We start from the raw sequence: 24,321 nt of genomic DNA on the forward strand, positions 1-24,321 counted from the left end.
CGAACAGAATTGACATGGAGCAGCCCATCGCCTATAGTTGCGTTCTCCAGACGCGGGGTGGAGCAGTCTGGCAGCTCGTCGGGCTCATAACCCGAAGGTCGCAGGTTCAAATCCTGCCCCCGCAACCAAACAAAACAAGCACTTAGCCCGGTTCAAAAGACCGGGCTTTTTGTTGCTTTGTCGTGGTGTAAGCACTTTGTAAGCGCTGGCAAGCAATGCCGATGGAGGCACGCGGCAAAATGTCCGCATGCGATGCGGACACTCAGTGGACTTCATCAGGATGATGCATCCCTTCAGATCCGCTCTCTTCTGACATGACGTTGCATGTTCATCGCTGTCGTCGCAGACAGAAAATCGAGCCGCACGCATTAGTCTGCATCGCGCCGCGCACTGCGTCACGCTTCGAACCGAAAATCGCCCGTCATCGGCAGTCAAGCGTAATTTCAGAGAACGCCTGCATTTCCTGAACGTAGCGCTCACCCATTTGCTGGGCACGCTGTTCATCGTTGCGCAGAATCGACATCACCGCCTCAAGGTGAAACCCGGTTGCTGTCGCCAGGGCATCCCGTGCCGGCACAACGCACGACGTCACACTCATGTTGCGCAGATCCCGGTGGATTGCCTGCAACGCTCCAATGGGCCCGCTCGCAGCAAGGCGCGGTGTGACTTCCAGCACCTTGATTGCATCGTCCCACTTTTCGGCCACCCGCTGCACGCGCTCGAGCGAGTCAAGGTTTGCGGCGCGCTCGGCTTCCTTGGCTTGCCGGTCCGCATGAACAAAATACGCGCCCGCGGCTATCGCACCAATGATCAAGAGGGCACCGACCCATCGCTTCGCCCCGCCAGAGCCCGCAGATCCGTCTGCGCCGAAGCTATCGCGCTCAATCATTGTAGAGCGTACGCTGCGCGGCGCGGCATTGCGCGCGGCTGCCTTGGCGTACACCCGACCGCATTTCGGGCACTCATAATCAGGTGCCGTATCTTCGGGTTGTCTCGTGTAGCCGCAGGATGGACAAGTCGTCATTTGCAATCCATGAACTCGCGCGAACGCAGGTCTCGCGCATTTGCTTTTTCGCGCCGAATGTTCTCGGGCACCACGAACCGATCAGCCAGATATTCCGCACTCTCGCGCCGTCGCGTCGTGTAGTCGCAGTCGATCTGTTTCGAGGTTCGCTCCCATCGCCGGTCGTGTTCGGACTGCCGTTGCGCGGCCGTGCGCTGGCGCTGCCTGTCGGCCTCGCCGCGCTCCAGTTCCATTTGCCGCCGCAACTGCATCATCCTGGCGCGCTCGGCCGCCATGGGGTCGCCCTGCCCGGCCGCAGGTGCAGCATTGATCCGGTCCGCATCAGGCGCACACGGCACCTGTGAAAACGTGGTGCGCCCATCGACAACGCACCGATACACGGTCTGAGCATTCGCGCACACCGGTAAAGCAGCGAACGCGACGACGAGTGTAAGCGCCTTGAACATGCAGGCATCCCCATCAATTTGGCGTTGCGCCGCTTGAACTCACCATCACTACGCAGAAATCGCCATGAATGTAGGGAAGAGTGTGCAGGAATACGCGTCACGTGACCACTGCACGAAAGCGATAGAGGTTCAACCGAAACAGTGTTGCCCTTCACTTCACAGCCGGCCATGAATGCAAACAGGAACCGAATCACTCGTCACAGCGCAGTGAGTTTCAATCAATCACGAAGCCTCCAACAGACGGACCTACAAGAACGACCACATCTCGTGGTTCGGCCGAACCACCCCCAGGCTATTCACCGTTCGACGGTCAGGCTTCGTCCTGGTCGGTGCGGCCATGCAAAAACGCGAGAATCGCCTTCTCAAGCTCCACGGCATCAACTTCGCGTGCAGCGCTCGGGATGCCCTCGGGGTCGGTCAGGGCGTGCAGCACGAGCGCATCGTCGCCAGCGAGACCGAAGCGACGAAGCACAGCGGCACTCACCCGGTCGCGAACATCGGTTCGGCCCTTCGTCATCAAGTCGTGCTGAGTGCGGATGGCGGTTGCAATCAGGTCAGGACCACCGGCGCAGAGTTCATCCCGGAAATGCTCGTGCAGTGTCGCAAGGGTGATTCCTGCCTTGCCCGTCTTGGGGTCGCAGACTTGGGTCGCGATGGCGGCGTGAGGCATCCCCCATCCGGCCAGCACGCGGACAAGTTGCCGGGCTTCGTCATCGAAGGCGATAGGCGGGTTCCGGGTCGGACGCTTCGTCGTGGTCTTGCGGGCGGTCATCGGGGCTTTCCTCTTGGATCAATCCGAACGGTTGCGGAAGGGTCGGCAAGGGTTCAGGAACGGTTCGGTTACTTCCTGCTCTCGCTCGCATCCTCCAGGGCGGAGATACGTCGCTCCAGGTCGGCGGACTCGATGAATCTTCGGCGGGCGTCCAGGATGTTCGTCAGAGTCATCCCCTCACCCGGCAACAGGTCGCCAGTCGATACGGCTCGGGTCACGTCGGCTTGTGCAGCGTCGAGACCGGCCAGGGTCGAGAGGTCTGGCAGATCAAACAGAATCGGGCGCTCGCGGACCGGCGGGGCCAGTCGCTCCATGACCAACTTCATCGCGGTCATGTCGCCCACGAGAGCGGCGTCGATACACGCCTGAGTGATGGTCTCGGCTTGCCCTTCCATCAGCGCCAGGACCGCCATCGTCGCCTTGTTGCGGGTGCCCTTGGGCTTGCCCCTCGGGTTCCCGCTTTGCCCCGGCTTCCATGCGCCTGCTCTCGCTCGTTTCTGGTTCACTTCGTGCTCTCCATTTGCAATATCAGCGGGTGTGCTTCGTGCGTTGCCAGCGAGCACCCGCTGATGGGCCACGGAAAAGGGCCAGGGGCGGTTCTGGCACCTTGCCCACCCTCACGCCTTGCCCTCGGTCGAGACCGGGCAGACGGCCTCCACAGCGGCCCTCAGCGGGTCGTCCGGGCCAGTGTGCGAGCGGACCAGCGCCAGGACCAGATTCAGACGGTCTCGAAGTCGCTCGGTCGCGTGGTCGAGGTCGGTCGGCAGGTGGTATCCCGCCATCTTCGCCAGGACATCCAGGTGACAGCGGTCCAGGGTGATGCAGTCATCCCCGAAACCGTTTCCGAGTTGGGTCAGGGTGATGCGCCCGTCTTCCTCGTGCTCGATTTCCAACTGGTTGATGAAGGTTCCGGTCTTGGAATTGGTCATGCTGCGGAGTCCTTTGCAAGGCAGGTTTCTTTCCCGAAATTCCCGAAACGGGAAAATTCAGGAAGTCCGGGTTTTCCCGTTTTTCCCGCTCCCCCTTTAGGGGGGCGGGACCAGCGGGAAGGAACGGGAAGGAAAATCAGGGAAGCCATATCCACCCCTCCGCGTGTCCCAGGTTTCCCCTGCTCACGAGCCCGGTAATGGCGGATTGGGCGCGCTCGCGTTTCCTCTTTGGTTCGCAAGGCAGCGCACCAGCGGCGGCTGTGATGGCGGCCTCCAGTTCGATGCAGGGGCGGCCGGGCGGGACCGATGCCTTGCCCCAGGCTTTCGCGTCTTTCAGTGCGGCGGCGATAGCGTCATAGGCAAGGCGCATGTTCCCGCCTCCGGGCAGCGATGCACGGCGCAGGGCGTCGGCGGTGCGTTCCTCTGGTGCGACGACACAGGACGTTATGGGCTCGCCGTCTTCGTCGTCGCCAAGCTCCACCACCTCCAGGCGGAAGGGATGCCCTTCACCATCAGCGCCATCCTTCGCCTTGGTGGTCTTCCACTCCCGGCGGTCGTCGGTGCGCGTTACTTCGATGGCGCAGTCCAGCGCACCCAACAGGGACGAGTGACCGCGTAACCCTTTGGTCGCATCCTTGCCGGTGTGATGCACAGCCAGCACGCACCCGCCAAGCTCGGCTTGCAGGGCTTTCAGGCCCGCAATGACGGCTCCCATATCGGCGCTGGTGTTCTCATCCATGCCCGGCGCGGATGCGGCCAGGGTATCGACGCACAGCACGCCACCCGCCAGCCCGGCCGCATGGGCAGCGCCGATGATGTCAGCGCGGTCTTGTGGCTGGCGCAGGTCCAGGGGCGCGGCGAGGAAGCGCATGCGGTCGGCGGTGCCGTGCCGGGCCTGATGCGCTCGGACGCGTTGCGAAATGCCGTGCTCACCTTCCAGGGCGATGTACAGGACCGGCGCGGGCTTCACCGAGTAGGCGAACCACGGCCGGCCGGCGGCGATGGCGGCCAGCAGGTCGAGTGCCAGGAAGGACTTTCCTGATGCGGGCGGGCCATAGATTGCGGCGATGCCATCCAGCGGCAGGACGCCACGCACCCGCCAGCGAACCGGCGGCAGGCTCGCCAGTTCGGCCGGCGTCATCAGTTGGAAGCGTTGCGGCGGGGTGCGCTCGGTCTTCAGCAGTTCGGCCAGCCCGTCGAGGTCGTGCGCGGCAGCGTAGTCGTTCGCGTCGGTGTTCGGCGGCAGGTCGTCGGGCAGTTCCACCCAGGCCACCGGGCCACCCAGCGCGCGGGCAATCTCTGCGGCCGGGATTTCTCCCCCCCGGTCGGGCACCAGCACAATGCGCAGGCCGGGGTAATGCTGGCGCAGGTTGCCGGCCACGGTCGCAAGGTTGCTCTTGCCGAAGGTCGCCACAGCGGCACAGCCGGTCGCTTGATGCAGACTCGCTGCCGTCGCCACCCCTTCAGCCAAGTAGGCCACACCACCCGCGAAGGCTTCAGCCGTTGGCCTCCCCTCTGGCGCGTCGGGATGAACAACCAGCGCACCCGCGGCGATTCGACAGCCCGGCAAGCTCAGTTTCGGCGGGCCGGCCTCGGGGCTCACGAACTGGATGCTTTGCAGTTCGGCACGCTCGATGCTCCAGACAGGCAGCGCCAGCCACCCGGCGCAGTCGTGCCCGGCGATGTGCAGGCCGGCATCCATCGGCACCACCCGCAGGCCATCGGGGGCCATGCCCTTTCGCGTCAGATAGGGATGGTCGGCGGGCGCGGGCGGAAAACGGCTCCACAAGGCCACAGGGTCGGCGGGCGTGCCGTTGGGTGGCCTCGGGGTCAATATCGGCACCTCGGCCGTTCTGGCATGCTCGGACCACGGTAGCCGGCCGGGTGCGCTTCCATTCGGTGCGGTCCGGTCGGTCCAGCCGGCGGCGCGGGCGGTCGCAAACAGGGTGCCGGGGCCGATGCCTTCGCCCTTCATGCTCTGCCAAGTCGTGCGGCAGTCGCGCTCCCCCTGGTAGTTGCCGGCGGTCGCGGACCACTGGTGCCAGTCCTCAAAGTCGAGACCGGCGGCCTTGGCTGCCATGCCCAGGCGGACCCACTCGGGGCGGGTGCATCCGGCGTCCAGATGCCACAGCGCGGACCGGGCGCGCTCGGGGTCGTGTCCGTTGTGCATGGCTGGCCTCAATGCTTCCGCTTTGCCAGGGCGGCAGCGGTTGCAGGGTCTTTCCGGTCGAGGCTGTATTCCGCAATCAGGGGCTTGCATCGCGGGTGCTTGAACTGGCGGTGACGTATCTTCCAGCCGTCGTATTCCAAGCTCTTCACATAGGCAGCGAGTCGCCAGCCGGGCCAGTAGTCACACTGGTTCTGCGGGCCAGCAATCAGGGCTTCCAGTGCGTCGGCTTTGCGGGTGCCTGCCTTCGGCCAGATGGCGGGCGCTACCGGCGGCAGGCTATCGGGGAACAAGTCTGCATTAGGATGGGCGCTGTTCCGGGCGCTCGGCTTTCCTTCATCGGGGGTCGGGCGCTTTTTCATTCCGCACCCTCCACCTTACGCGGGGTCGTCAGCCTCTCTTCGGCGTCAGCGGGCCAAAGAAGGCGCCCATTCGGCATCTTCCGCGGACGCAGGCCGAAGTAATGCCCATCCCGACACAGGGCGGCGCGCAAGCTCTGCGGTTTAAGACGCAGCAGTGCGGCCAATTCTTCAGTCGAAATTCCCATCTCGTTGAACTCCAATCATCCCGCTTGCGCGGTACGGGATGCAGTTCAACGGATTGGGAGAACGCGGGAAAATCCGGGGGTTCTTCGGGGGGAATTCGGGGCTTTATCGCCCGATGCGGTGTATTTGAGCGGCCGGACTCAGGTCGGCAGCGGGTGCGGGCGCAGTTCCGCCCCATCGGGCACGGCATTCGGCCTCGATGCGCTCCAGGTAGTACCAGCCACGTTTCCCGGTGCGGCAAGCCTTCGCCCACTCTTCAGAGCGGTCTAGAGCGGACTCCAGGGCTGGGTATTTGCGGCCCAGGCGCTCGATGATGGCGGCGCGTTTCATCGGGGTCAGGGGGACGGACTTGGCCTCTTCCTGGTGCACCTCGGTTTCGCGCTTGCTCACCTCCCACTGCACACGCACCCGCAGGCGGGCCCGTTCTTCCTCTTCGACTTGCTCAATGCGGCGCCTCCTCTCCGCTTCCTTAGCCTCGAGGATGGCCTGTATCAGTTTTTCGCCGACTCGCTTATCCCGGTCCTCTACGCCACTAAGTACGCGCTCGACGGCGCTGTCACGCGTTGCGATTGTGGGGCCAAAGTTCGAGGACATTTCCTGTGACAGTCGGTCGAACTCCTCAACTATGCTGAGAAGTTTCTGCCGCTCATCGGTGGGCATGTCGGGACCACCAATCATCATAAAAAGGTCTTCTAGGGGGCTGGCGGTTGGTTTGTCGCTCGTCACGGCGCGCTCCTTCGTGCGCACCTTCGTTCAGGTGCCACCCCAGGCCGGCGAAGGTGTCCGGCTTTTCTCCCCGTCGGGATAGGGGCGGCGTGCTCGGTCAGTTAGGGTCGGTCATCCCTGGTCACGCGGCGGCGAGCCGGGTCGGCTCCGAGACTTCCGGCTTCGCGGGCATGTCTTGCAGCAGACCGGCCAGACGGTCGATATCGTCGGCAAGGTCGGCAACTGCCCAGGCGGCGTTCTCCATCGTGGCATCGGTCACTTTGCCCGAGTCGGGACCGACTGCCCCCATCAGGCGGGCAATCGCGGCGATTTGCAGGGTCCGGCGGCGGATGGCATCGGCAGCATCCATCCGCTTGTTCACGTCGGCGTGGTCGAAACCGGCGGCAAGGGTAGCGAGGGCGGTCATAGCAGGGTCTCCAGGGTAAGGGGATGGTGCAGGGTGCCCGATAACGTCAGGCGGTCAGTAAAGGACATCGGGCCTCCACTGATAGTCAAACTTCGGGTAGTGACGCATCAGTTCGGCTGGTAGCCGGTAGTCATGGGCCAGGAAAACGACCATCTGTTCTGGCTTGTGCCAGGGGTCATCGAAGTCGATGGAGCACGGCACCGGGTCGGCTGAAATGCTCCCGTGCTCCACGGACAGGCGCAGTCGCTCACCCAGGCGCGCTTTCGCCTCGGAGCCAAGCTCCCCGGTCTCGCTGTTCCAGATGAAGTGCAGCGGTTCAGCCCGGTTCCGTGCCCAGGGGTGCGGCTCTAGGTGCAGGTCGACAATCATGATGGGCGCTCCGGTCGCGTTGGTTGTGGTCGCTCAGTTCGCCACCACCCGCAAACCGGGCGCGGCCTCTTCCTGGTTCGGTTGCTCGATGCCGGCCTGCTCCAGAATCCAGGCTTCGATCTTCGTGTGCCACTGGCGCAGCAGGTCCAGCGGGCGGCGGCGGTAGTGCTTCTCCGCGATGGCGGACGGCTTGTGCCCCATGATTTGCGCACTGATTCCGGCGGGACACTCCACCCACTCAGCCAGGGTGCCGAAAGACCGGCGCAGTCCGTGCAAGGTGACATGCGGCAGACCGGCGGCGGTCAGTGCCTTGTTGTGCGGGTCGCGCGGCTCTTGGAGCCTCCCGGATTCGGCGGTCGGGCTACTGAACACCCATTCATTCCGGCGGGCCAGCAGGGCCAGCAGTGACGCGACATAGGGTGTCAGCGGGATAGTGCGCTCGCCCTCCACCTTGTCGCGGATGGTCAGGCTCCCCCACTGGAAGTCGACATCCTCCCACTTCAGCCCGGCGAGTTCTTCCCGGCGGGCACCGGTCAGCAGCAGGGCTTGCAGATAGGCGGCATGGACCGGGTTCGGCAGCTTGCGGACATGCTCGAACCATAGTGGCAACTGTTCGCGTTGCAGACAGTCGTCCTTCGCTGCCTTCTTCGGCAGTTCGTCGCGGGCCACCCTAGCGGTGCATGCGTCGGGGTGCGTGATGCTCGCGTACTCCGGGCGGTCGCTGCACCAGTTCAGGAAGGTCCGAAGATTGCCGAAGGCGATTCGGGCCTGAGTCGCACGGTTGGCGCTTTCATCCTTCAGCCAGGACCGGACGCGGGCGGGCGTGATTTGGTCCAGCGGCAGAACGAGCAACGGACGCAGGATGCCGGGTTTCTTCTCCGCATCCTCTCCGCGCTTCCGGCCTCGGGTCTTGGGTTCCCCGCCTTCGGCTGACATCCGCTGATGGTCCAGCAGGGTGCGCGGACTCCAGCGGTCGGCGCGGGCCTTCAGATAGGCGCCCCAGGCGTCGAGAGCAGGCGCGGCAGCGCGGCGGGACTCTTCCCTCTTGGTCTCGGTCGCTGCAATGCGTTCGGCCTTCTCTTGGCGCGGGTCGATTCCCTGGTCAAGCAAGGTCAGCAGTCGGCGGGCTTCGGTGCGGGCGTCGTCGAGGTTCCAGGCGCGAACATCCCCGATGGTCAGGCGCAAGTCCCGGTCTTTCAGCCTCCCTTGGAACACAAATGCATGCGCACCAGCGGTTGCACGCACAGCGAGACCGGGGGCGTCGGTGTCCCACAGAAAGACTTGTTTCTTGTCCGGCGGACAGTTCAGGTCACGGATGCGGCCTGCGGTCAGCTTGATGCGTGCCATGTCTCGGTCTCCTTTACAGGCACTTACACGGCGGTTCCGTGTAAGCACTGTGTAAGTAGATTCTATCAATCCGCATCAATGCCGGTCAATCCGATAAAACTGCTTTTCCCTTTAAAATCTTAGCTCTAAGCTAATACTCTATGAATTTCTCAACCCCGAAAAATGCGGATTCTTTCGTTCTCATAACCCGAAGGTCGCAGGTTCAAATCCTGCCCCCGCAACCAGTCAAAGAAAAAAGCCCGGCCCTCAAGGTCGGGCTTTTTGCTTTATGGTTATGGCGGAGCCAAATCCGGGCAATGCCCATGCAAGCCGGCGGTAAGATTTCCGAACGCAATCCGGGCACCGCTCGGACTCCTGAGATGCAAGCGTGATCACTGAACGGACACAATCCATGACCAAGAATCTCGACGTCATCATCATCGGTGCAGGCTCCGCGGGTCTGGCAGCAGTCCGGCAGGTGCGCAAGCAGACCGAGCGTTTCCTGCTGATCAACGACGGCCCGTATGGCACGACGTGCGCGAGGGTGGGCTGCATGCCGTCAAAGGCACTGATCGAGGTGGCCAATGCCTTCCACGCACGGCACAAGGCGGAGGCTTTCGGCATCCGGGGCAGCGCCGGCCTGTCGATCGACGCGACGGCCGTCATGCAGCGCGTGCGCGAGCTGCGCGATCGATTCGTGCGCGGAACGCTGAAAGCGACCGACGCGCTCGCCGAGCGCAGCATCCCGGGTCGTGCGCGCTTGATCGGGCCGGGTGAGGTCGCGGTCGACCAGCAGATATTCCGCGCTCGCCGCATCATCATCGCCACCGGCTCGACGCCGGTCGTACCCGAAGCCTGGAAGGCACTCGGCGACCGACTGCTGACCACGGACAGCTTTTTCGAGCAGACGACGCTGCCTGAGCGCATCGCGGTTATCGGCCTCGGGGCGATCGGCGTCGAGATGGCCCAGGCGCTGGCGCGACTCGATGTGGACGTCCACGCTTTCGGCAAGAGCGACCGCTTGGCAGGAATATCCGACCCGCTCGTCAATGCCGCGCTGCGCGAATCGCTCAGCGAAGAATTCGCGGTCCATACCGGTCACGAGGTCGATCTGTCCCGCACGCCCAACGGCGTTCGCGTGCGGGCGGGCTCGGTCGACCTGGAGGTGGATCGCGCCCTCGTGGCCGTTGGCCGCAAACCCAATCTCGACAGGCTGGGCCTTGAAACGCTCGGAATCACACTGGACCAGCGCGGCATGCCCCCATTCGACCGCAACACCATGCGGATCGCGAATCTACCGGTTTTCATTGCCGGTGACGCGAACGCGGATGCCGGCCTGCTCCACGAAGCGGCGGACGAAGGCTTCATTGCCGGGTTCAACGCGGTGGGGACCGAACCGACCTGCTTTCAACGCCGCACGCCGCTCGCCATCGTGTTCTCGGATCCGGGCGTGGCGACCGTCGGCCAGCGCTTCTCGGACATCGACACGGATCGGTGTCTGGTCGGCAGCGTCGACTTTGCATCCCAGGGGCGCGCGCTGACCGCACAGCGCAACAAGGGCTTGTTGCGCGTCTACGCGTCGGCGGATGACGCCCGGCTGCTGGGCGCCGAAATGTGCGCACCAGCGGCCGAACACATGGCACATCTGCTCGCGCTGGCGATCAGTCGCGAACTGACCGTCAATGATCTGCTCGCCATGCCCTTCTACCATCCGGTACTGGAGGAAGGCCTGCGTACCGCGTTGCGAGAACTTGCCGCAAAATCGGGGCTGAGCCGCTTCGATCTATCCGCATGCGGCAGCTATCAGATCGAAGCGCTCGACTGACGGCGGCATCGGCAAGCGCCTGTGGAGAAAATATTGACACTTTTCTGAAGCCAGAACGGACCGTGGACCGATGTCAAACATTCTCTGGCCGGATAGACCGAAAGTATCCTTGCTGCCATGACCAACGAAAACCCCTCCACGACCTCCCAGTCCGGTGAGCGCCCGCGCAGCTACAGCGAGCAGATCGTTCAGGCGCTGGCCGATGGACGCAACAAGCGCGTGCGCAAGCTGTTGCACCGGATGCACCCGGCCAAGGTCGCCGCGTTGCTCGAAAACCTCGGCGGGGAGAAACGGCGCGCACTGTGGCAGCAGGTCGACGCGACGCGCGAACACCGGGTCCTCGCCCACCTGAGCGGTGACTTGCATCGCGAGCTGGGGGGCGAAGCGCATGAGGACCAGGCCGATGACGAACGCGCTGCCTCGGCCACGGGCGGTCAGTCTCATCAGGATGGCGTCAGCCAGCTCGAGGCCGTGCGCCAGGCGCTCGAACAGGGCAAGCTCAAGCGTGTCGGCAAGCTGCTGCACCGCATGCACCCGGCCAAGGTCGCCGGCCTGCTCGAGGCACTGCCGCCTGCCGAACGTAATCAGGCCTGGAGCATGGTCGAGACCGAGCGCGCGGGCCGTGTGCTCAGCTACCTGCACGACGAGATCAGCGCCGCACTGGCGCAGGAGCTCGATCTCGAGGATCTGATCGCCTCGATTCAGCACATCGAGCTGGACGATCTGGTCGACCTCATCCAGACCCTGCCGCAGGAACTCGGCAGCAGGCTGGTGCATGCCACCGGCGGGGCGCGTCGCGAGCAACTCGAGTCGATGCTTTCCTACCCGGAGGCGTCGGCAGGCGGCCTGATGAACGCCGACGCGATCGAGATCCGCGCGGACGTCATGGCGGGTACGGTGCTGCGCTACCTGCGCCTGCTCGAGACCCTGCCACCGCAGACCGACATGCTGATGGTGGTGGATCGCAAGGGCCACTACCAGGGCGCGCTGCGGCTGTCCGCGCTGGTGACCGCCAGCGTCGACACCCGCGTTGCCGAATTGATGCAGACCGATATCGCGGGCATCCCGGTTGCCACCGACAGCCTCGAAGTCGCCCGCCTGTTCCAGGACCTCGACCTGCTGTCCGCACCGGTCGTGGATGAGCAGCAGCGTCTGATCGGCCGCATCACGGTCGACGACGTGGTCGACCTGATCCGTGAAGAGTCGGACCGCACCGTGATGCAGATGGCCGGCCTGGATGACGAGGCCGACATGTTCGCGCCGGTGCTGGTGAGTTCGCGCCGGCGTGCGCTGTGGCTGGGCATCAACCTGGTCACTGCCTTTCTCGCCGCCTGGGTGATCGGTCAGTTCCAGGCGACGCTCGAGCGGCTGGTCGCCCTGGCCGTGCTGATGCCGATCGTCGCCAGCATGGGCGGCATCGCCGGGAGCCAGACCCTGACACTGGTGATCCGCGGTCTCGCCCTCAAGCAGGTCCAGAAGGGCAACATCCGCGTGCTGCTCGACCGCGAGGTGGGGGTCTCGATTCTAAACGGCCTGCTGTGGGCGCTGGTGGTTGCATTGCTGGCGGTCGCCTGGTTTGGTGACTGGGGCATCGGCGGCGTCATCGCCGCGGCGATTCTGATCAACCTGCTGTGTGCTGCGCTGGCCGGGCTGGCCATCCCGCTCATCCTCGATCGCATGGGCATCGATCCCGCACTCGCCGGCAGCGTGATACTCACCACCGTCACCGATGTCGTCGGCTTCTTCGCCTTCCTGGGCCTCGCGACCGTACTTCTGCTGTGATGTGTCTCGCAAGGCGCGTTTGCGCCGACGCGCAGGGCCCGGAATCAGAAAAACCGCATCACCAGGAACAAGCCCAGCATCGTAAAGCCGAGTGCCAGCTTGGCCGCACTGCCGAGCACCAGCCCGATCGTCGCGCCCCAACCGGCGCGACTGGCCGCGACCAGGCCCTTGCGCGCCGACAGTTCGCCGAGCAGCGCGCCGATGAACGGGCCGACCAACAGGCCGGGCAGGCCGAAAAAGATGCCGACCACCGCTCCCAGGGCCGCGCCGACGACCGACCGGATCGACGCGCCGTAGCGCCGTGCACCGAAGGCGCCCGCGATGAAGTCTGCCAGCGTGGCCAATGCCGCCATGACTGCCAGGCCGATCAGCGTCATCGTGCCCACGTAGGCGAACTGCTCCGCCCAGGCCGCCATCCACAGGCCGGCGAACAGCAGCAGCGGCCCGGGCAACGCCGGCAATACCAAGCCGGCCAGACCGATGACGACCAGCAGTACGGCGAAGGTCCAGACCAGGGCCGTCGTCATGCACCCGCGCCCGAGCACGACGCGAGGCGGCGCGACGCGACGCGCCTGCCGCCCCTGCCCGATGTGTGTTCACGCCCGCACGCGATTTTCCCGCCAGCGGGCACTGCGATCACCAGTTCTTCTTCGACCATGCGCTCGCATCGAGATCGAGATCGGGGAACTTCCTGACGTCCAGCACCGGCCGCTGGACGCCGGCCTTCAACTGCTCCCGGAAATCCTGGAGGATGCGCATCACGACCGGGAACAGCATCATGATCGCCACCAGGTTCACCAGTGCGAGGATGCCCATCAGCGGATCCGAGAAGAAGAACACCGACGTGGCACCGGGCGCCGACGCGCCCAGGAACACGATGCCGATCACCGCGAGACGCAGTACCTGTATCGATCCCGGATGCCTGCTCAGTTCCGCCAGCGCGGTCTCGCCGAGATAGTAGTTGTACATGATCGAGCTGAACGCGAACAGCATGATGATGAAGGTCAGGTAGTACAGCGCCCAGTCACCGACATGCGACGCGAGCGATTGCTGTGTCAGCACCACGCCGTCGATTCCGGTCGCCCCCGGCACATAGACGTCGCTGAGCAGAATCACGAACGCGGTGCACGAACAGATGATGAGGGTATCGATGAACACCGAGAACGACTGCGTGATGCCCTGACTGATCGGGTGATGCACGTCCGCCGTGGCCGCCACGTTCGGTGCCGAGCCGAGTCCTGCCTCGTTCGAGAACAGGCCCCGCCGCAGCCCTTGCGCGATCGCCGCGCCCATGCCGCCGCCGACCGCCTCCTGCAGACCGAACGCATTGGCCACGATCATCGCGATCAGGCCCGGAATCTCGGTGATGTTGATCGCGATGATGAACAACGCCATCCCGATGTAGGTGAGCGCCATGACCGGGATGATCACATCCGCCGCCTTCGCGATGCGCCTGATGCCGCCGAACACGATGAATCCGGTCATGGCCGCGAGGAACAGGCCGCTCCACAGGCGATCGATGCCGAGGCTGTTCTGAACGGCGCCCGCGAAGGTGTTGCCCTGAAAGGCATTGAAGCCGAACGCGAACGACGCGATCAGGCAGATCGCGTAGACCACCGCGAGCCAGCGGTATTGCGAGCCCAGCCCGTGCATGATGTAGCCGGCCGGTCCGCCCCGGTAGGTTCCGTCGCCGACCGATCGCTTGAACAACTGGGCCAGCGAGCACTCGACCAGGCTGGTCGCCATGCCCACCAGCGCGATCGCCCACATCCAGAACACCGCGCCCGGGCCGCCGAGCGTGATCGCCACCGCAACACCTGCGATGTTTCCGCCACCGACGCGGCCGCCCACCGACACCAGCAGCGCCTCGCGCGCGCTGATCGCGTTCGGATCGCCCGTCTGATTCTTGGACGACAGCACACCGAACATCCGCCTGAAGAACCTGAACTGCACGAAACCGGTGACCAGCGTCATGAACAGGCCGAACACCACCAGTATCGGGATCAGCGCCCAACCCCAGGTGAGATCCTCGATCAAACCGAAAAAACGGGTGATGAGTTCCATGCTCGGCCCCTATGTCAGCAATGTCGGACTGATCGCCCGCCCTGCCACATCGAAGCAATCCGCATGAGTCGGAGGGCGCGCACCAGAGTGCAGAATAGGCATCGCGCGCGACAAAGTCCATCGACTGTCATACCGGCCTTGATTCCGGGGCGTGAAACGACGGCGGCTCGGTAGCCAGGCACCCGGCGCGCAGGCACCTTGACCGGCGCCTGCGCGCCGTCGTGCGTGCGCGGCGCGGGTCAGGGCATGCCGTCTGCGCGCGGCCGGATCAGCCACGGACCGAAGCGGAACACGTACAAGGCCAGGCCCGCAGCGAAAGCCAGGCCGCTCGCGATCAACGCAGGCTGTGCGAGCGGGGTCGGCAGCGTAGACAGCAGGCGCAGCAAGGTGGCGGCCAGAACCAGCCAGAACGCGGCCGTCATCGGGGGCGGCACGTCGAGCGCGCGGCCGGTGTGGCCAAGTGCGGTGCGTGTCATCATGCCCACCGTCAGCATGCCGATGCCGCCCACGGCGATGCTGTGCAGCGCCGAGCTGGTCAGCATCGGCCGCCATGCATGGGCCATGCCATACAGTCCGACGCCGAATGCGGAGAACCCATAGCCGGCGAACAGCACCCACAACAGCGGGCGCTCGGCCACCTTCGGTTGCCACCAGCGCACGAGCTGCGCGAGATTGGTCCCCGCACCGACCAGACCGAACAGTGCAATCAACGCGACGGGACCGTCGACGGCCACGAGCAAGGCCATCGCGAGCGGCGCGGCGATCGCCACCGCGTTGACGACCGGCCCGTTCGCGACCTGCGGCGTCTGCAATGCGCGGCTGGTGAAGAATGCGATCACGCGCATGCCCATGAAGAAGATCACCGCGGTCACGATCAACAGCCCCACATGCAGCATGTGGCGCGCATTGATCGCGAGTTCGCCCGCCACCGCAAGATGGAAGGACAGGTTCGCACCCGCGAAGGCGAGCAGGATGAGCGGCACGATGTAGTTGCGGCGATTGCGCGTGCGGATCACCGGCGCGGCGAGCAGCAGCGCCGCCGCGACGAAGAAAAGCACCGACAGCGCCCCGCCCCAAAGACTGGAAGACGGCACGGCCAGCAGCACGATGCGGGCTGCCAGCCACAGTGCGACCAGCGCTGCGAGCGTCAGCCCACGTACCGGCGGCTGGCCGGTCCAGGTCGCCACCGCGGTCAGCAGGAAGCCGACGATGATTGCGCCCGCGTAGCCCCAGATCATCTCGTGTCCGTGCCACAGGAAGCCGGGTAGCGCGCGCGTGCCACCGATGCCGAACGCCCATACCGCGATGAACAGCGCCGCCTGGATCGCGGCGAGAAGATAGAACGGCCGGAACGCCATCGACATGAAAGCCTGCCAGCTCGGCGTCTGGTCCACCGGCGTGCGTCTGGGTTCATTGAGCGGAATGAGTGTGGCCATCGGGGTTCGTATCTCGTTGAATGCGGCAATGGACCGCGTCGGCAGTCAGTCCTGCGCGGCGAATTTCAGCACAAATATATTCTGCCGCCTTTAAAGAGTCAACTTATATGCATCTTATGACGGTCCGCGATATACTGCGATCAGGCGGGTGCGACAGCATGGGTCCGTGATCGCGATCATCGCGCGCGGCCGGCACCCGACGCCCCCCTGAAATCCAGCCGCCCTTCGGGAGTCCCGATGCACATCACGCAACACACCGACTACGCCCTGCGCGTGCTGATGTATCTCGGCGAGAACACGCACCGGGTCGTGACGATCTCCGAGATCTCGGAACGCTTCGACATCTCCCGCAGCCATCTGATGAAAGTCGTCAATCAGCTCGTCCGCGAAGGATTCGTGCAGGGCCTGCGCGGCAAGGGCGGCGGCCTTCGCCTCGGCTGCGATGCGGCGACGATCCGGGTGGGTGACGTGGTGCGCCGCATGGAGCGGGGCATGGAACTGGTCGAGTGCTTCGGGCCCAACAACACCTGTCTGCTCGACCCGGGCTGCAAGCTCAAGATGGCGTTCGGCAAGGCGCTGCAGTCCTTCATGAGCGCGCTGGACGAGGTCACGCTGGCCGAGTTGCTCGGCACCCCGCGAACCCGTCAGCTGCGTGTCCTCCATCGGGACATTTCGGGCGCCGCGCAGTAAGCCGGGACCGCGGTCACGGACAGATCGACCGGGCACACCGCGCATGCCCGGCCGCGCATCGCGTGCCACGGCGTGCAGCCGGACCAGGTGACGCGGTTTTGTATCCCAAAGTATCCAGCGGCGCATCCGAGACATGCCGATGCAAGGCGACGCTATCCGGACAAATCCGGCATACATGTCGGTGTTCAAATGAGCCCATCGCCCAAGCACACGGGTGACATCACCCCACCGACAAGGAGCATGATCATGAAAACCTGGATGAAAGCCTCACTCGCCGCCTCGATGATTGCGATGGCGGGACTCGCCAGCACGGCGGTACTCGCCCGCGGCGGAGATTGCGGCGGCTATGGCGCGCAGGGCGGCAAGGCCGCGTGGCAGCAGATGGCACCGGAAGAGCGTCAGGCGCAGATGCAGCAGCGCGCCGAAGCCCGCCTCGCCCGGCTCGAGCTCGCGCTGGCGCTGACCCCGGAACAGCAACCGGCCTGGAACACGTTCAAATCCGCCATGACCGAACGCGCCGGGGCCATGGGCGAGCGCATGCAGCAGCGCAGCGCTGACGGCCCGCCGCAGACGGCGATCGAACGCATGCAGCGCATGGAGGAAATGAGCCAGCTGCGCCAGACCGGTATGACCGAGACGCGTCAGGCAGTGGAAGCCTTCTACGCGACGCTGAGCGATGCGCAGAAGACCGTCTTCGACAGCGAATTCGCGCAGATGGGTCGGGGTCAGCGCGACGGCATGGGTCATGGTCACCGCATGGGACCGGGACGCAGCTGAACCCGGCGGCCGCAGTCAGTCCCGATGCGGCCGCTTCGCGAGCTTGCGCTGTAGCGTGCGCCTGTGCATGCGCAATGCGCGTGCGGTCGCCGAGATGTTGCCATCATGTTCGGCCAGCACCCGCTGCAGATGTTCCCATTCGAGGCGGTCCACCGACATCGGCGTATCGGACACGGCATCGGCCAGCACGACTTCGTCGGCGCACAGCGCCCGCACGATCGCATCGGCCTCGGCCGGCTTGGCCAGATACTGTACCGCACCCAGCTTCACCGCATCGACAGCGGTGGCGATGCTCGCATAGCCAGTCAGCACCAGGATGCGCACGTCGGGGTTGAGCGCGAGCAGGGGCTGAATCAGCTTCAGTCCGGACTGGCCGGCGAGGTTGAGATCGAGCACGACGAACTCCGGATCGTGGCGGCGCGCCAGCGCAAGCGCGTCATCGGCATCGCGCGCGCCGAACACGCGAAAGCCGCGCTGCCCCATCACGCGCGACAGCACGCGATTGAACACCGGATCGTCGTCGATGACGAGCAGCGTCGGCGCCACGAGGCCGCCGTCGGCGTCCACACCGGCGGCGTCGCCCCCGGCGAACTCAGGGGAACTCATGTCTGCAATCGCTCCAATGGAAGAGTCATGCGCGCAACCGTTCCGCCGCCCGCACGGGCAGCCAGCGTCAGTTCGCCCCCCGCGCGGGCGATCGCGGCGCGCGCCAGAAACAGCCCGATGCCCAGGCCGGAACCGCCTTCGGCGACCGGGCGATCGCCCGGATCGTTGCGGATATGCTCGGGTACCCCGCCCCCGCGATCGAGCACCTCGAACACCAGTTGCCGGTTGCTGAGCCGCATATCGATCTCCACATCCAGCGGACACGCGTCGGCTGCGTTGTTGACCAGCGTGTGCAGCGCCTGCGCGAGGGCTTCGTCGCCGACCATCTCGACACCTTCGAGCGCCGGGTCGCAGGTCACGCGCGCGATCACCTGCGGACGCTGGCGCTGCCAGCTCTCGATGACGGCACGCGCCCAGTCTTCGACCCTGACCCGCCCGCCTCCTTCGGCGCGCCGATTTCCGGCCCGCGCGGTCAGCAGTGCCAGCGTCTGACGGCAATGATCGACCTGCTCGCCAATCAGCGCAACGTCCTCCCGCGCCGCCGCCGGCACTGTGGCGTCCTGCGCCAGTTCGTCGGCCAGCAGCCGGATCGTGCCGAGCGGCGTGCCGAGGCTGTGTGCCGCCCCCGCGGCGAGATTGCCGAGTGCGACCAGATGCTCGTCGCGCGCCCGTTGGGCGCTCGCGAGAGCCAGCGCGTGGTCGCGCTCGCGCAGCGCCGCCGTCATGCGCAGCACGAAACCGACCATGACCAGCGCCGACACCGCGAACGTGATCCACATGCCCAGCAGGTGCCAGTAGGCCGCAACCTGAGGATCGGCCATACGGATCGGCTGGTTGAACTGCCACAGCAACGAGTACGACAGGATGCCCAGGCCGGCGAGCACCCAGGCCATCGGCGCGGGCAGCACCGTCGCACCGATCGCGAGCAGCGGCAGCAGCAACGATATCAGCGGGTTGGCCGCCCCCCCGGTGAAGTATACGAAAACGCTCCATGCGCTCAGATCGAGCAGCAGCTGCACGAATAGCGCAGCGCTCGAACGGCACACACCGGCCTTCAACGCCGCGATCGAAAACAGGTTGATTGCGACCAGCGCCAGCGCCACCGCCAGCGGCGGCCCGGTCCGCAGCGACAGGCCCAGCCAGCCGGGCAGCAACAGCACGCTCACCAGCATCATGCCCACCGACCACCAGCGCAGCACTATCAGCCGCGCGATCTGCGCGGACAGCAGCGGAACCGGTTCGGTCGAGGATGTTGGCTGGATCATGATTCCCTTTCGATCGTTCAAAAGCCGGACCCGCGTCGGTGCGGGCACGGCTCGACGGCAAAAACGACCGCAATGCCAAGCTTAGGCCCGCAAACATGCCCGATTCTTAACCCAGATCAAAGCACCCCCTCGAGCCGGGTCGTTTAATGCAAGTGCGACGAAATGTCGCAGCGACGATATGACGCATGCCCACGCGACCAGAAGGCGGCCACCGGCGTGACGGGCGATTCGACGATGCGGCCAGGGATTGACCACAACACCAAGGAGATCGGGACCATGAGTCACACCAACGAACCAACCAAGGACGGGGCGACCAACCCGAGCCGACGCAAGTTTCTGAACACCACCGCGATCATGGGCCTGTCCGGCGCGGGCCTGGCGACCGGTCTCGCGGTCGTACCGGGTGTCAGCCGCGAAGCGGTCGCAGCGACCGCCAATGGCGCGATGAACCCGCATGTAGCCCCCGGCGAGCTCGACGAATACTACGGCCTGTGGAGCGGCGGCCACACCGGCGACTTCCGCGTGCTCGGCATCCCGTCCGGTCGCGAACTCCACCGTGTGCCGTGCTTCGTGCCGGACGCGCTGATCGGCTGGGGCATCACCAACGAATCCAAGGCCGTCATGGGCACCAAGCCCGACGGCAGCCTGCAGTTCACCGTCGGCGACACCCACCACACGCACGCGTCCTACAAGGACGGCAACTACGACGGCCGTTATGCATGGATCAACGACAAGATCAACTCGCGCATCGCGCGGATCCGGCTCGACTATTTCATCTGCGACAAGATCACCAAGCTGCCCAACGTGATGGGCTTCCACGGCATCTTTCCGGACAAGCGCGACCCGGTCGACCCGGCGATCAACTACACCACGCGCGTGTTCTGTGGCGGCGAGTTCTCGATTCCGCTGCCCAACACACCGACCGAGGACGGCTCGCAATACCGTTCGCTGTTCTCGTGTGTCGATGCCGAGACCATGGAAGTGCGTTGGCAGGTGCTGATCGACGGCAACTGCGACCTGGTCGCGACCTCGTTCGACGGCAAGCTGGCGGCCAGCAACCAGTACAACACCGAGATGGGCGTCACCTTCCAGGACATGATGTCGGCCGAGCGCGACGCGTGCATCTTCTACAACATCGCGCGCATCGAGCAGGCCATCAAGGACGGCAAGTTCACGACCATCGGTGACTCGAAGGTGCCGGTCGTCGACGGCACCCGCGAGGCCAACAAGGACCCCAAGACCGCGCTGACCGCCACCGTCAGCGTGCCGAAGAACCCTCACGGCGTGAATGCCAGCCCGGATCAGAAGTACTTCATCTGCGCCGGCAAGCTGTCGCCGACCGCCACCGTGATCGAACTCGACAAGGTACTCGCGTGGTTCGACGGCAATCTGGCCGACATCGATGACGCGATCGTCGCCGAAGTCGAGCTCGGTCTCGGTCCCCTGCACACCGCCTTCGACGGCCGTGGCAATGCCTACACCACGCTGTTCCTGGACAGCCAGGTGGTCAAGTGGAATGTGGACGCAGCCATCAAGTTCCATGCGGGCGACAAGAACGCGCAGTACGTCGTCGATCGACTCGATGTGCATTATCAGCCGGGTCACATCAACGCGACCCAGTCCGAGACGATCGCGGCCGACGGCAAGTGGCTGGCGGTGGGCTGCAAGTTCTCCAAGGACCGCTATCTGCCGATCGGTCCGATGCACCCGGAGAACGAGCAACTGATCGACATTTCCGGCGAAAAGATGATTCTCGCGCACGAGTCGCCGATCCGCCCCGAGCCGCACGACTTCATCATGTTCCGTCGCGAGCTGCTCGCGCCGAACCCGATCTACCAGCACGAGAACTTCCCGCTGGCGACCACCGACGTGGCCAACACCGGCGTGACCCGTGACGGCAACAAGGTCACCGTGCGCATGGTGTCCTATGCGCCGACCTACGATCCGATCCTGTTCAACGTCAAGGTCGGCGACGAGGTCACGCTGATCCTGACCAACCTGGACCGGATCGAGGACTTGACCCACGGCTTCGCGCTTCCGGACTACAACATCAACTTCATCGTGAATCCGCAGGAAACCGCGTCGGTCACGTTCAAGGCCGACAAGCCGGGGGTGTACTGGTACTACTGCACCCACTTCTGCCATGCGCTGCACCTCGAAATGCGCGGTCGCATGATCGTCGAGGCCTGACCGGTCCGACCACCGGGCACGATGCCGGGCGCCTCGCGCGCCCGGCAGGTGCACCGCCCCTCTCCTGGGCGGTTCCAAAGGGTGACTTTTCGAGGGGCTCGCGCCCCTCGTTTTTTTCCTCTTAAGTTCAGTAAGCGCTTATTAGCTGATGATTTGACTTCCGTGTCTTGCACGCCATGCCGGTCGGCCGGCGGTCGAAATTGACGACCGACAATTACCCGTGCCAGCCCAGCGGCTAGACTGTGCCGAACCTAGAAGGACCGCTCTGATGATGTCGCCGCTCTCACGCCTGACCCTGTTGCTGACGCTGTTGACCCTCTGGTTCGCCAGCCCGCTCGTAATGGCCTCCGCCTACGAGGCGAAACTGGCTCCCGAGATCAATACTTCGCCCGACCTGTGCGCCTATGCGCCGTGCACCGAGGTACTGCCGGGCGCGGTCCGTTTTTCCGAACGCAAGGGCCACCCCAGCTACGTGGAAGGTTTCGACGAGCGGGACCACCTGGTCGGATACGTGATGCTGTCCACCGACATCACCGATATTCCAGCCTATTCCGGCAAACCCATCATCACGCTGATCGGCATGGATACCGAGGGCCTGTTCACCGGCATCCGCATCCTCAAGCACTCGGAACCGATCCTGCTGCTCGGCATCCCGGAAGAGAAGCTGACCGATTTCAACAATCAGTATCTGGGTCAGTACGTCGGCAAGAAAATCGAGGTCGGCCGCACCCGCCCGGGCGAGGACATCCTCGGCGTGGACGCGATCTCGGGCGCCACCGTCACGGTCATCGCGCAGAATCAGGTCATCATGACCTCGGGTAGCGCAGTCGCCCGTCAGACCGGCATTCTCGAACCTGTCCGCCGCGAACCGGCCCGCTACATCGAACGCGGCCACCAGCCCGACTGGGAGACGCTGGTCGCGGAAGGCAGCGTGCAGCAGATCGTCGTCACCGCCGAGGATGTCGGCCTGGAGCCGAGCGAAACGCCCTTCATCGAGCTGTGGTTCGGTTACCTGAACCAGCCCGACATCGGCCGCGCAATCCTCGGCGAAATGGTGTGGTCGCGCCTGATGGGCCAGATCGGTGAACACGACAACGCGATCTTCGTGATCCGCACCGGTGGCGCGGAATCCTTCAAGGGCTCGGGTTTCGTACGCGGCGGACTGTACGACCGCATTCTGGTCCGGCAGGACATGGATGCGTTCACGTTCCGCGACCTGGACTACACGAACCTTTACAGCATCCAGGCGCCGGGCGCGCCACGGTTCAACGAGTCGGGCATCTTCATCGTGCGCGGCGAGGGCTTCTCGGGCGCCTATCCATGGAAGCTGGCCTTTCTCGGCAATCGGGTCGACCAGGCCACCGGCCAGCGCAGCTTCGCCAACTTCGATCAGGAATACTGGCTCGCGCCGGAATACCTGGAAGGCGGTCGGCCGGTCATCAAGAAGCCGGATGCGCCCTGGGTCCGGGTGTGGAAGATGCGCACCGTCGAGATCTTGTTGTTCACCGCGCTGCTGGTCGCGGTCGCGGCAGTCTATGCCAATCGCGACCGGCTCACGCGCGCCTCCACCCGCAAGAACAAGTGGCCGGTCAATGCGTTCAAGTACACCGCCTGGCTGATCAGCATCTTCTTCGTCGGCTTCTATCTGATGGCCCAGCCGTCGATCACGCAGGTGCTGACCTGGTTCCACGCGCTGCTGTTCCAATGGACCTGGGAACTGTTCCTGACCGATCCATTCATCTTCATCTTCTGGATCTTCATCATCGTCACCGTGTTCCTGTGGGGACGCGGGCTCTTCTGCGGCTGGCTGTGCCCGTTCGGGTCGCTGTCCGAACTGCTGTACAAGATCGGCGCCGCGATCGGCCTGAAGCGCTTTCAGTTCAAATTGTCGCAGCCGATGCACGACAGGCTGAAGTGGGTCAAATACATCGTGTTCGGGGGACTGCTCGCGGTGTCGGTGTTCTCGATGACCACCGCCGAGATGCTGGCCGAGGTCGAACCGTTCAAGACCACCTTCCTGGTGGGCCTGCTCAACCGCGCGTGGCCCTACACGCTGTTCGCGGCCGGCCTGCTCGCATTGTCGATCTTCACCGAACGGCCGTTCTGCAAGTACCTGTGCCCGCTCGGTGCGGCGCTCGCGATGCCGAGCACGTTCCGCTGGGTTGGCCTCAAGCGCAAGCAGGAATGCAACTCGTGCAAGGCCTGCGCAGTGGGTTGCGGGTCGCTCGCGATCGACCAAAACGGGCGCATCGACCACCGCGAATGCATGCTGTGCCTGGACTGCATGGTGCTCTACACTGACGAGCACGCGTGTCCGCCACTGTCGCACGAGCGCAAGCGGCGCGACAAGGCAGGCCTGCCGCTGACGCCGATCGGTCGGGACGGTTACTACATCCCGATCAAACCGGTTCCCGGCGGTCCGCGCCCCGCCGCATCCGGCGCCGGCACGGCCGCGACCCATCCTGCCGCCTGATTCGACGAGGTCCATGCCGTGACGAACACGACCCTGAACACGAACGGAAACACGAAGATGGAATCAGCTCGCTCGCAGGTCGACCCGACCATGCAGACCGATCCGGTCGAACCCCCCTACGCCCATGGCAGCGTGCCGACCGTGATCCTGGCCGAAATCTGGGATCACCTGTGGCCATGGAGCCGCAAGGGTTTCCAGCGCCATCGTGCCATACAGGCGGCCGGCGTCGCGGCGGCCCTGGGCGTCATCGTGATGTGGCTGCTCGCGGCCGGCGGTCGCCTCGAGGCCGGCGCCATCATCGGCTGGTGGTTCGGCTGGAGCGTGTTCGAGGTCATCGTGCGACTCGGATCCAAGCCCTATGTGAAGGAGGGCGTGTGGTGGGGCCGCCGCTATCGCAAGGCCTCGGTCATGGACATGCTGAGTTATGTCGGCTTCAAGAACCTGCTGATCGGCGCAGTCTTCTTCATCACGTTGAAGAGCCAGGGCCTGCTGGTCCTGTAGCC

The 24,321-nt window shown here is 64.7% G+C and carries 23 protein-coding genes and 1 tRNA gene; 8 read left to right on the forward strand and 16 right to left on the reverse strand.

Annotated elements, in window-relative coordinates; all coding sequences use genetic code 11:
- The first annotated feature begins 51 nt into the window (after positions 1-51).
- A tRNA-Met gene (locus ACKVEX_RS05605) sits at positions 52-128 on the forward strand.
- Positions 129-421: 293 nt separating this feature from the next.
- Here the strand turns inward: ACKVEX_RS05605 and ACKVEX_RS05610 are convergent.
- The 11 genes from ACKVEX_RS05610 to ACKVEX_RS05660 form a co-directional block, all read right to left on the reverse strand.
- Positions 422-943: a hypothetical protein gene (locus tag ACKVEX_RS05610; RefSeq protein ID WP_473214716.1), complete on the reverse strand. Its 522-nt coding sequence runs from the start codon at positions 941-943 to the stop codon at positions 422-424.
- 77 nt (positions 944-1,020) lie between these two features.
- Positions 1,021-1,470 (reverse strand): DUF4124 domain-containing protein, encoded by a 450-nt coding sequence (locus ACKVEX_RS05615; RefSeq protein ID WP_473214717.1) that lies wholly within the window; start codon positions 1,468-1,470, stop codon positions 1,021-1,023.
- A 310-nt stretch (positions 1,471-1,780) separates the two neighbouring features.
- Positions 1,781-2,242: a hypothetical protein gene (locus tag ACKVEX_RS05620; RefSeq protein WP_473214718.1), complete on the reverse strand. Its 462-nt coding sequence runs from the start codon at positions 2,240-2,242 to the stop codon at positions 1,781-1,783.
- 68 nt (positions 2,243-2,310) lie between these two features.
- A complete protein-coding gene (locus tag ACKVEX_RS05625; RefSeq protein WP_473214719.1) occupies positions 2,311-2,748 on the reverse strand; it encodes a DUF5681 domain-containing protein in 438 nt (145 codons plus the stop codon).
- Between the two features lie 111 nt (positions 2,749-2,859).
- Entirely contained in the window at positions 2,860-3,171 is a 312-nt protein-coding gene (locus tag ACKVEX_RS05630) for a hypothetical protein (protein WP_473214720.1), read from the reverse strand.
- A 136-nt stretch (positions 3,172-3,307) separates the two neighbouring features.
- A complete protein-coding gene (locus tag ACKVEX_RS05635; RefSeq protein ID WP_473214721.1) occupies positions 3,308-5,341 on the reverse strand; it encodes an AAA family ATPase in 2,034 nt (677 codons plus the stop codon).
- A gap of 8 nt (positions 5,342-5,349) precedes the next feature.
- Positions 5,350-5,700: a hypothetical protein gene (locus ACKVEX_RS05640; protein ID WP_473214722.1), complete on the reverse strand. Its 351-nt coding sequence runs from the start codon at positions 5,698-5,700 to the stop codon at positions 5,350-5,352.
- Positions 5,701-5,988: 288 nt separating this feature from the next.
- Positions 5,989-6,609: a hypothetical protein gene (locus ACKVEX_RS05645; RefSeq protein ID WP_473214723.1), complete on the reverse strand. Its 621-nt coding sequence runs from the start codon at positions 6,607-6,609 to the stop codon at positions 5,989-5,991.
- Positions 6,610-6,730: 121 nt separating this feature from the next.
- Positions 6,731-7,015 (reverse strand): hypothetical protein, encoded by a 285-nt coding sequence (locus ACKVEX_RS05650; RefSeq protein WP_473214724.1) that lies wholly within the window; start codon positions 7,013-7,015, stop codon positions 6,731-6,733.
- Between the two features lie 54 nt (positions 7,016-7,069).
- On the reverse strand, positions 7,070-7,384 hold the full coding sequence (locus ACKVEX_RS05655; protein ID WP_473214725.1) for a hypothetical protein: 315 nt from the start codon (positions 7,382-7,384) through the stop codon (positions 7,070-7,072).
- 33 nt (positions 7,385-7,417) lie between these two features.
- Positions 7,418-8,731 (reverse strand): tyrosine-type recombinase/integrase, encoded by a 1,314-nt coding sequence (locus tag ACKVEX_RS05660; RefSeq protein WP_473214726.1) that lies wholly within the window; start codon positions 8,729-8,731, stop codon positions 7,418-7,420.
- A gap of 391 nt (positions 8,732-9,122) precedes the next feature.
- Between ACKVEX_RS05660 and ACKVEX_RS05665 the strand changes: the two genes are divergently transcribed.
- Together ACKVEX_RS05665 and mgtE are read left to right on the forward strand one after the other, a co-directional pair.
- Positions 9,123-10,535 (forward strand): dihydrolipoyl dehydrogenase, encoded by a 1,413-nt coding sequence (locus ACKVEX_RS05665; protein WP_473214727.1) that lies wholly within the window; start codon positions 9,123-9,125, stop codon positions 10,533-10,535.
- 117 nt (positions 10,536-10,652) lie between these two features.
- Positions 10,653-12,317: a magnesium transporter gene (gene mgtE, locus ACKVEX_RS05670; protein WP_473214728.1), complete on the forward strand. Its 1,665-nt coding sequence runs from the start codon at positions 10,653-10,655 to the stop codon at positions 12,315-12,317.
- 44 nt (positions 12,318-12,361) lie between these two features.
- Here mgtE and ACKVEX_RS05675 read toward each other — a convergent pair whose 3' ends face one another.
- The 3 genes from ACKVEX_RS05675 to ACKVEX_RS05685 form a co-directional block, all read right to left on the reverse strand.
- A complete protein-coding gene (locus ACKVEX_RS05675) occupies positions 12,362-12,844 on the reverse strand; it encodes a DUF456 domain-containing protein (protein WP_473214729.1) in 483 nt (160 codons plus the stop codon).
- A 109-nt stretch (positions 12,845-12,953) separates the two neighbouring features.
- Complete coding sequence (locus tag ACKVEX_RS05680; RefSeq protein WP_473214730.1) at positions 12,954-14,381, reverse strand: alanine/glycine:cation symporter family protein; 1,428 nt, start codon at positions 14,379-14,381, stop codon at positions 12,954-12,956.
- A gap of 239 nt (positions 14,382-14,620) precedes the next feature.
- Entirely contained in the window at positions 14,621-15,817 is a 1,197-nt protein-coding gene (locus ACKVEX_RS05685; protein WP_473214731.1) for an NnrS family protein, read from the reverse strand.
- Positions 15,818-16,054: 237 nt separating this feature from the next.
- Here ACKVEX_RS05685 and ACKVEX_RS05690 point away from each other — a divergent pair, with 237 nt between their 5' ends.
- Complete coding sequence (locus tag ACKVEX_RS05690) at positions 16,055-16,507, forward strand: RrF2 family transcriptional regulator (RefSeq protein WP_473214732.1); 453 nt, start codon at positions 16,055-16,057, stop codon at positions 16,505-16,507.
- A 246-nt stretch (positions 16,508-16,753) separates the two neighbouring features.
- Positions 16,754-17,284 (forward strand): Spy/CpxP family protein refolding chaperone, encoded by a 531-nt coding sequence (locus ACKVEX_RS05695; RefSeq protein ID WP_473214733.1) that lies wholly within the window; start codon positions 16,754-16,756, stop codon positions 17,282-17,284.
- Positions 17,285-17,299: 15 nt separating this feature from the next.
- Here the strand turns inward: ACKVEX_RS05695 and ACKVEX_RS05700 are convergent, their stop codons facing one another.
- A complete protein-coding gene (locus tag ACKVEX_RS05700; protein WP_473214734.1) occupies positions 17,300-17,890 on the reverse strand; it encodes a response regulator transcription factor in 591 nt (196 codons plus the stop codon).
- A complete protein-coding gene (locus ACKVEX_RS05705; RefSeq protein WP_473214735.1) occupies positions 17,887-19,155 on the reverse strand; it encodes an ATP-binding protein in 1,269 nt (422 codons plus the stop codon). The genes ACKVEX_RS05700 and ACKVEX_RS05705 overlap by 4 nt, the downstream gene beginning before the upstream one ends.
- Positions 19,156-19,431: 276 nt before the next feature.
- Between ACKVEX_RS05705 and nosZ the strand changes: the two genes are divergently transcribed.
- The 3 genes from nosZ to ACKVEX_RS05720 all read left to right on the forward strand — a co-directional run bounded on the left by nosZ (position 19,432) and on the right by ACKVEX_RS05720 (position 24,319).
- Positions 19,432-21,345, forward strand: a complete 1,914-nt coding sequence (gene nosZ, locus ACKVEX_RS05710) for a TAT-dependent nitrous-oxide reductase (protein WP_473214736.1) — start codon at positions 19,432-19,434, stop codon at positions 21,343-21,345.
- 271 nt (positions 21,346-21,616) lie between these two features.
- On the forward strand, positions 21,617-23,818 hold the full coding sequence (locus ACKVEX_RS05715; protein WP_473214881.1) for a 4Fe-4S binding protein: 2,202 nt from the start codon (positions 21,617-21,619) through the stop codon (positions 23,816-23,818).
- Between the two features lie 57 nt (positions 23,819-23,875).
- Positions 23,876-24,319 (forward strand): transcription regulator, encoded by a 444-nt coding sequence (locus ACKVEX_RS05720; RefSeq protein ID WP_473214737.1) that lies wholly within the window; start codon positions 23,876-23,878, stop codon positions 24,317-24,319.
- Positions 24,320-24,321 lie beyond the last annotated feature (2 nt).

Source organism: Denitraticella aggregata (assembly GCF_048158365.1).
In the GTDB taxonomy this organism is placed as follows: Bacteria; Pseudomonadota; Gammaproteobacteria; order Burkholderiales; family Rhodocyclaceae; genus Azoarcus_F.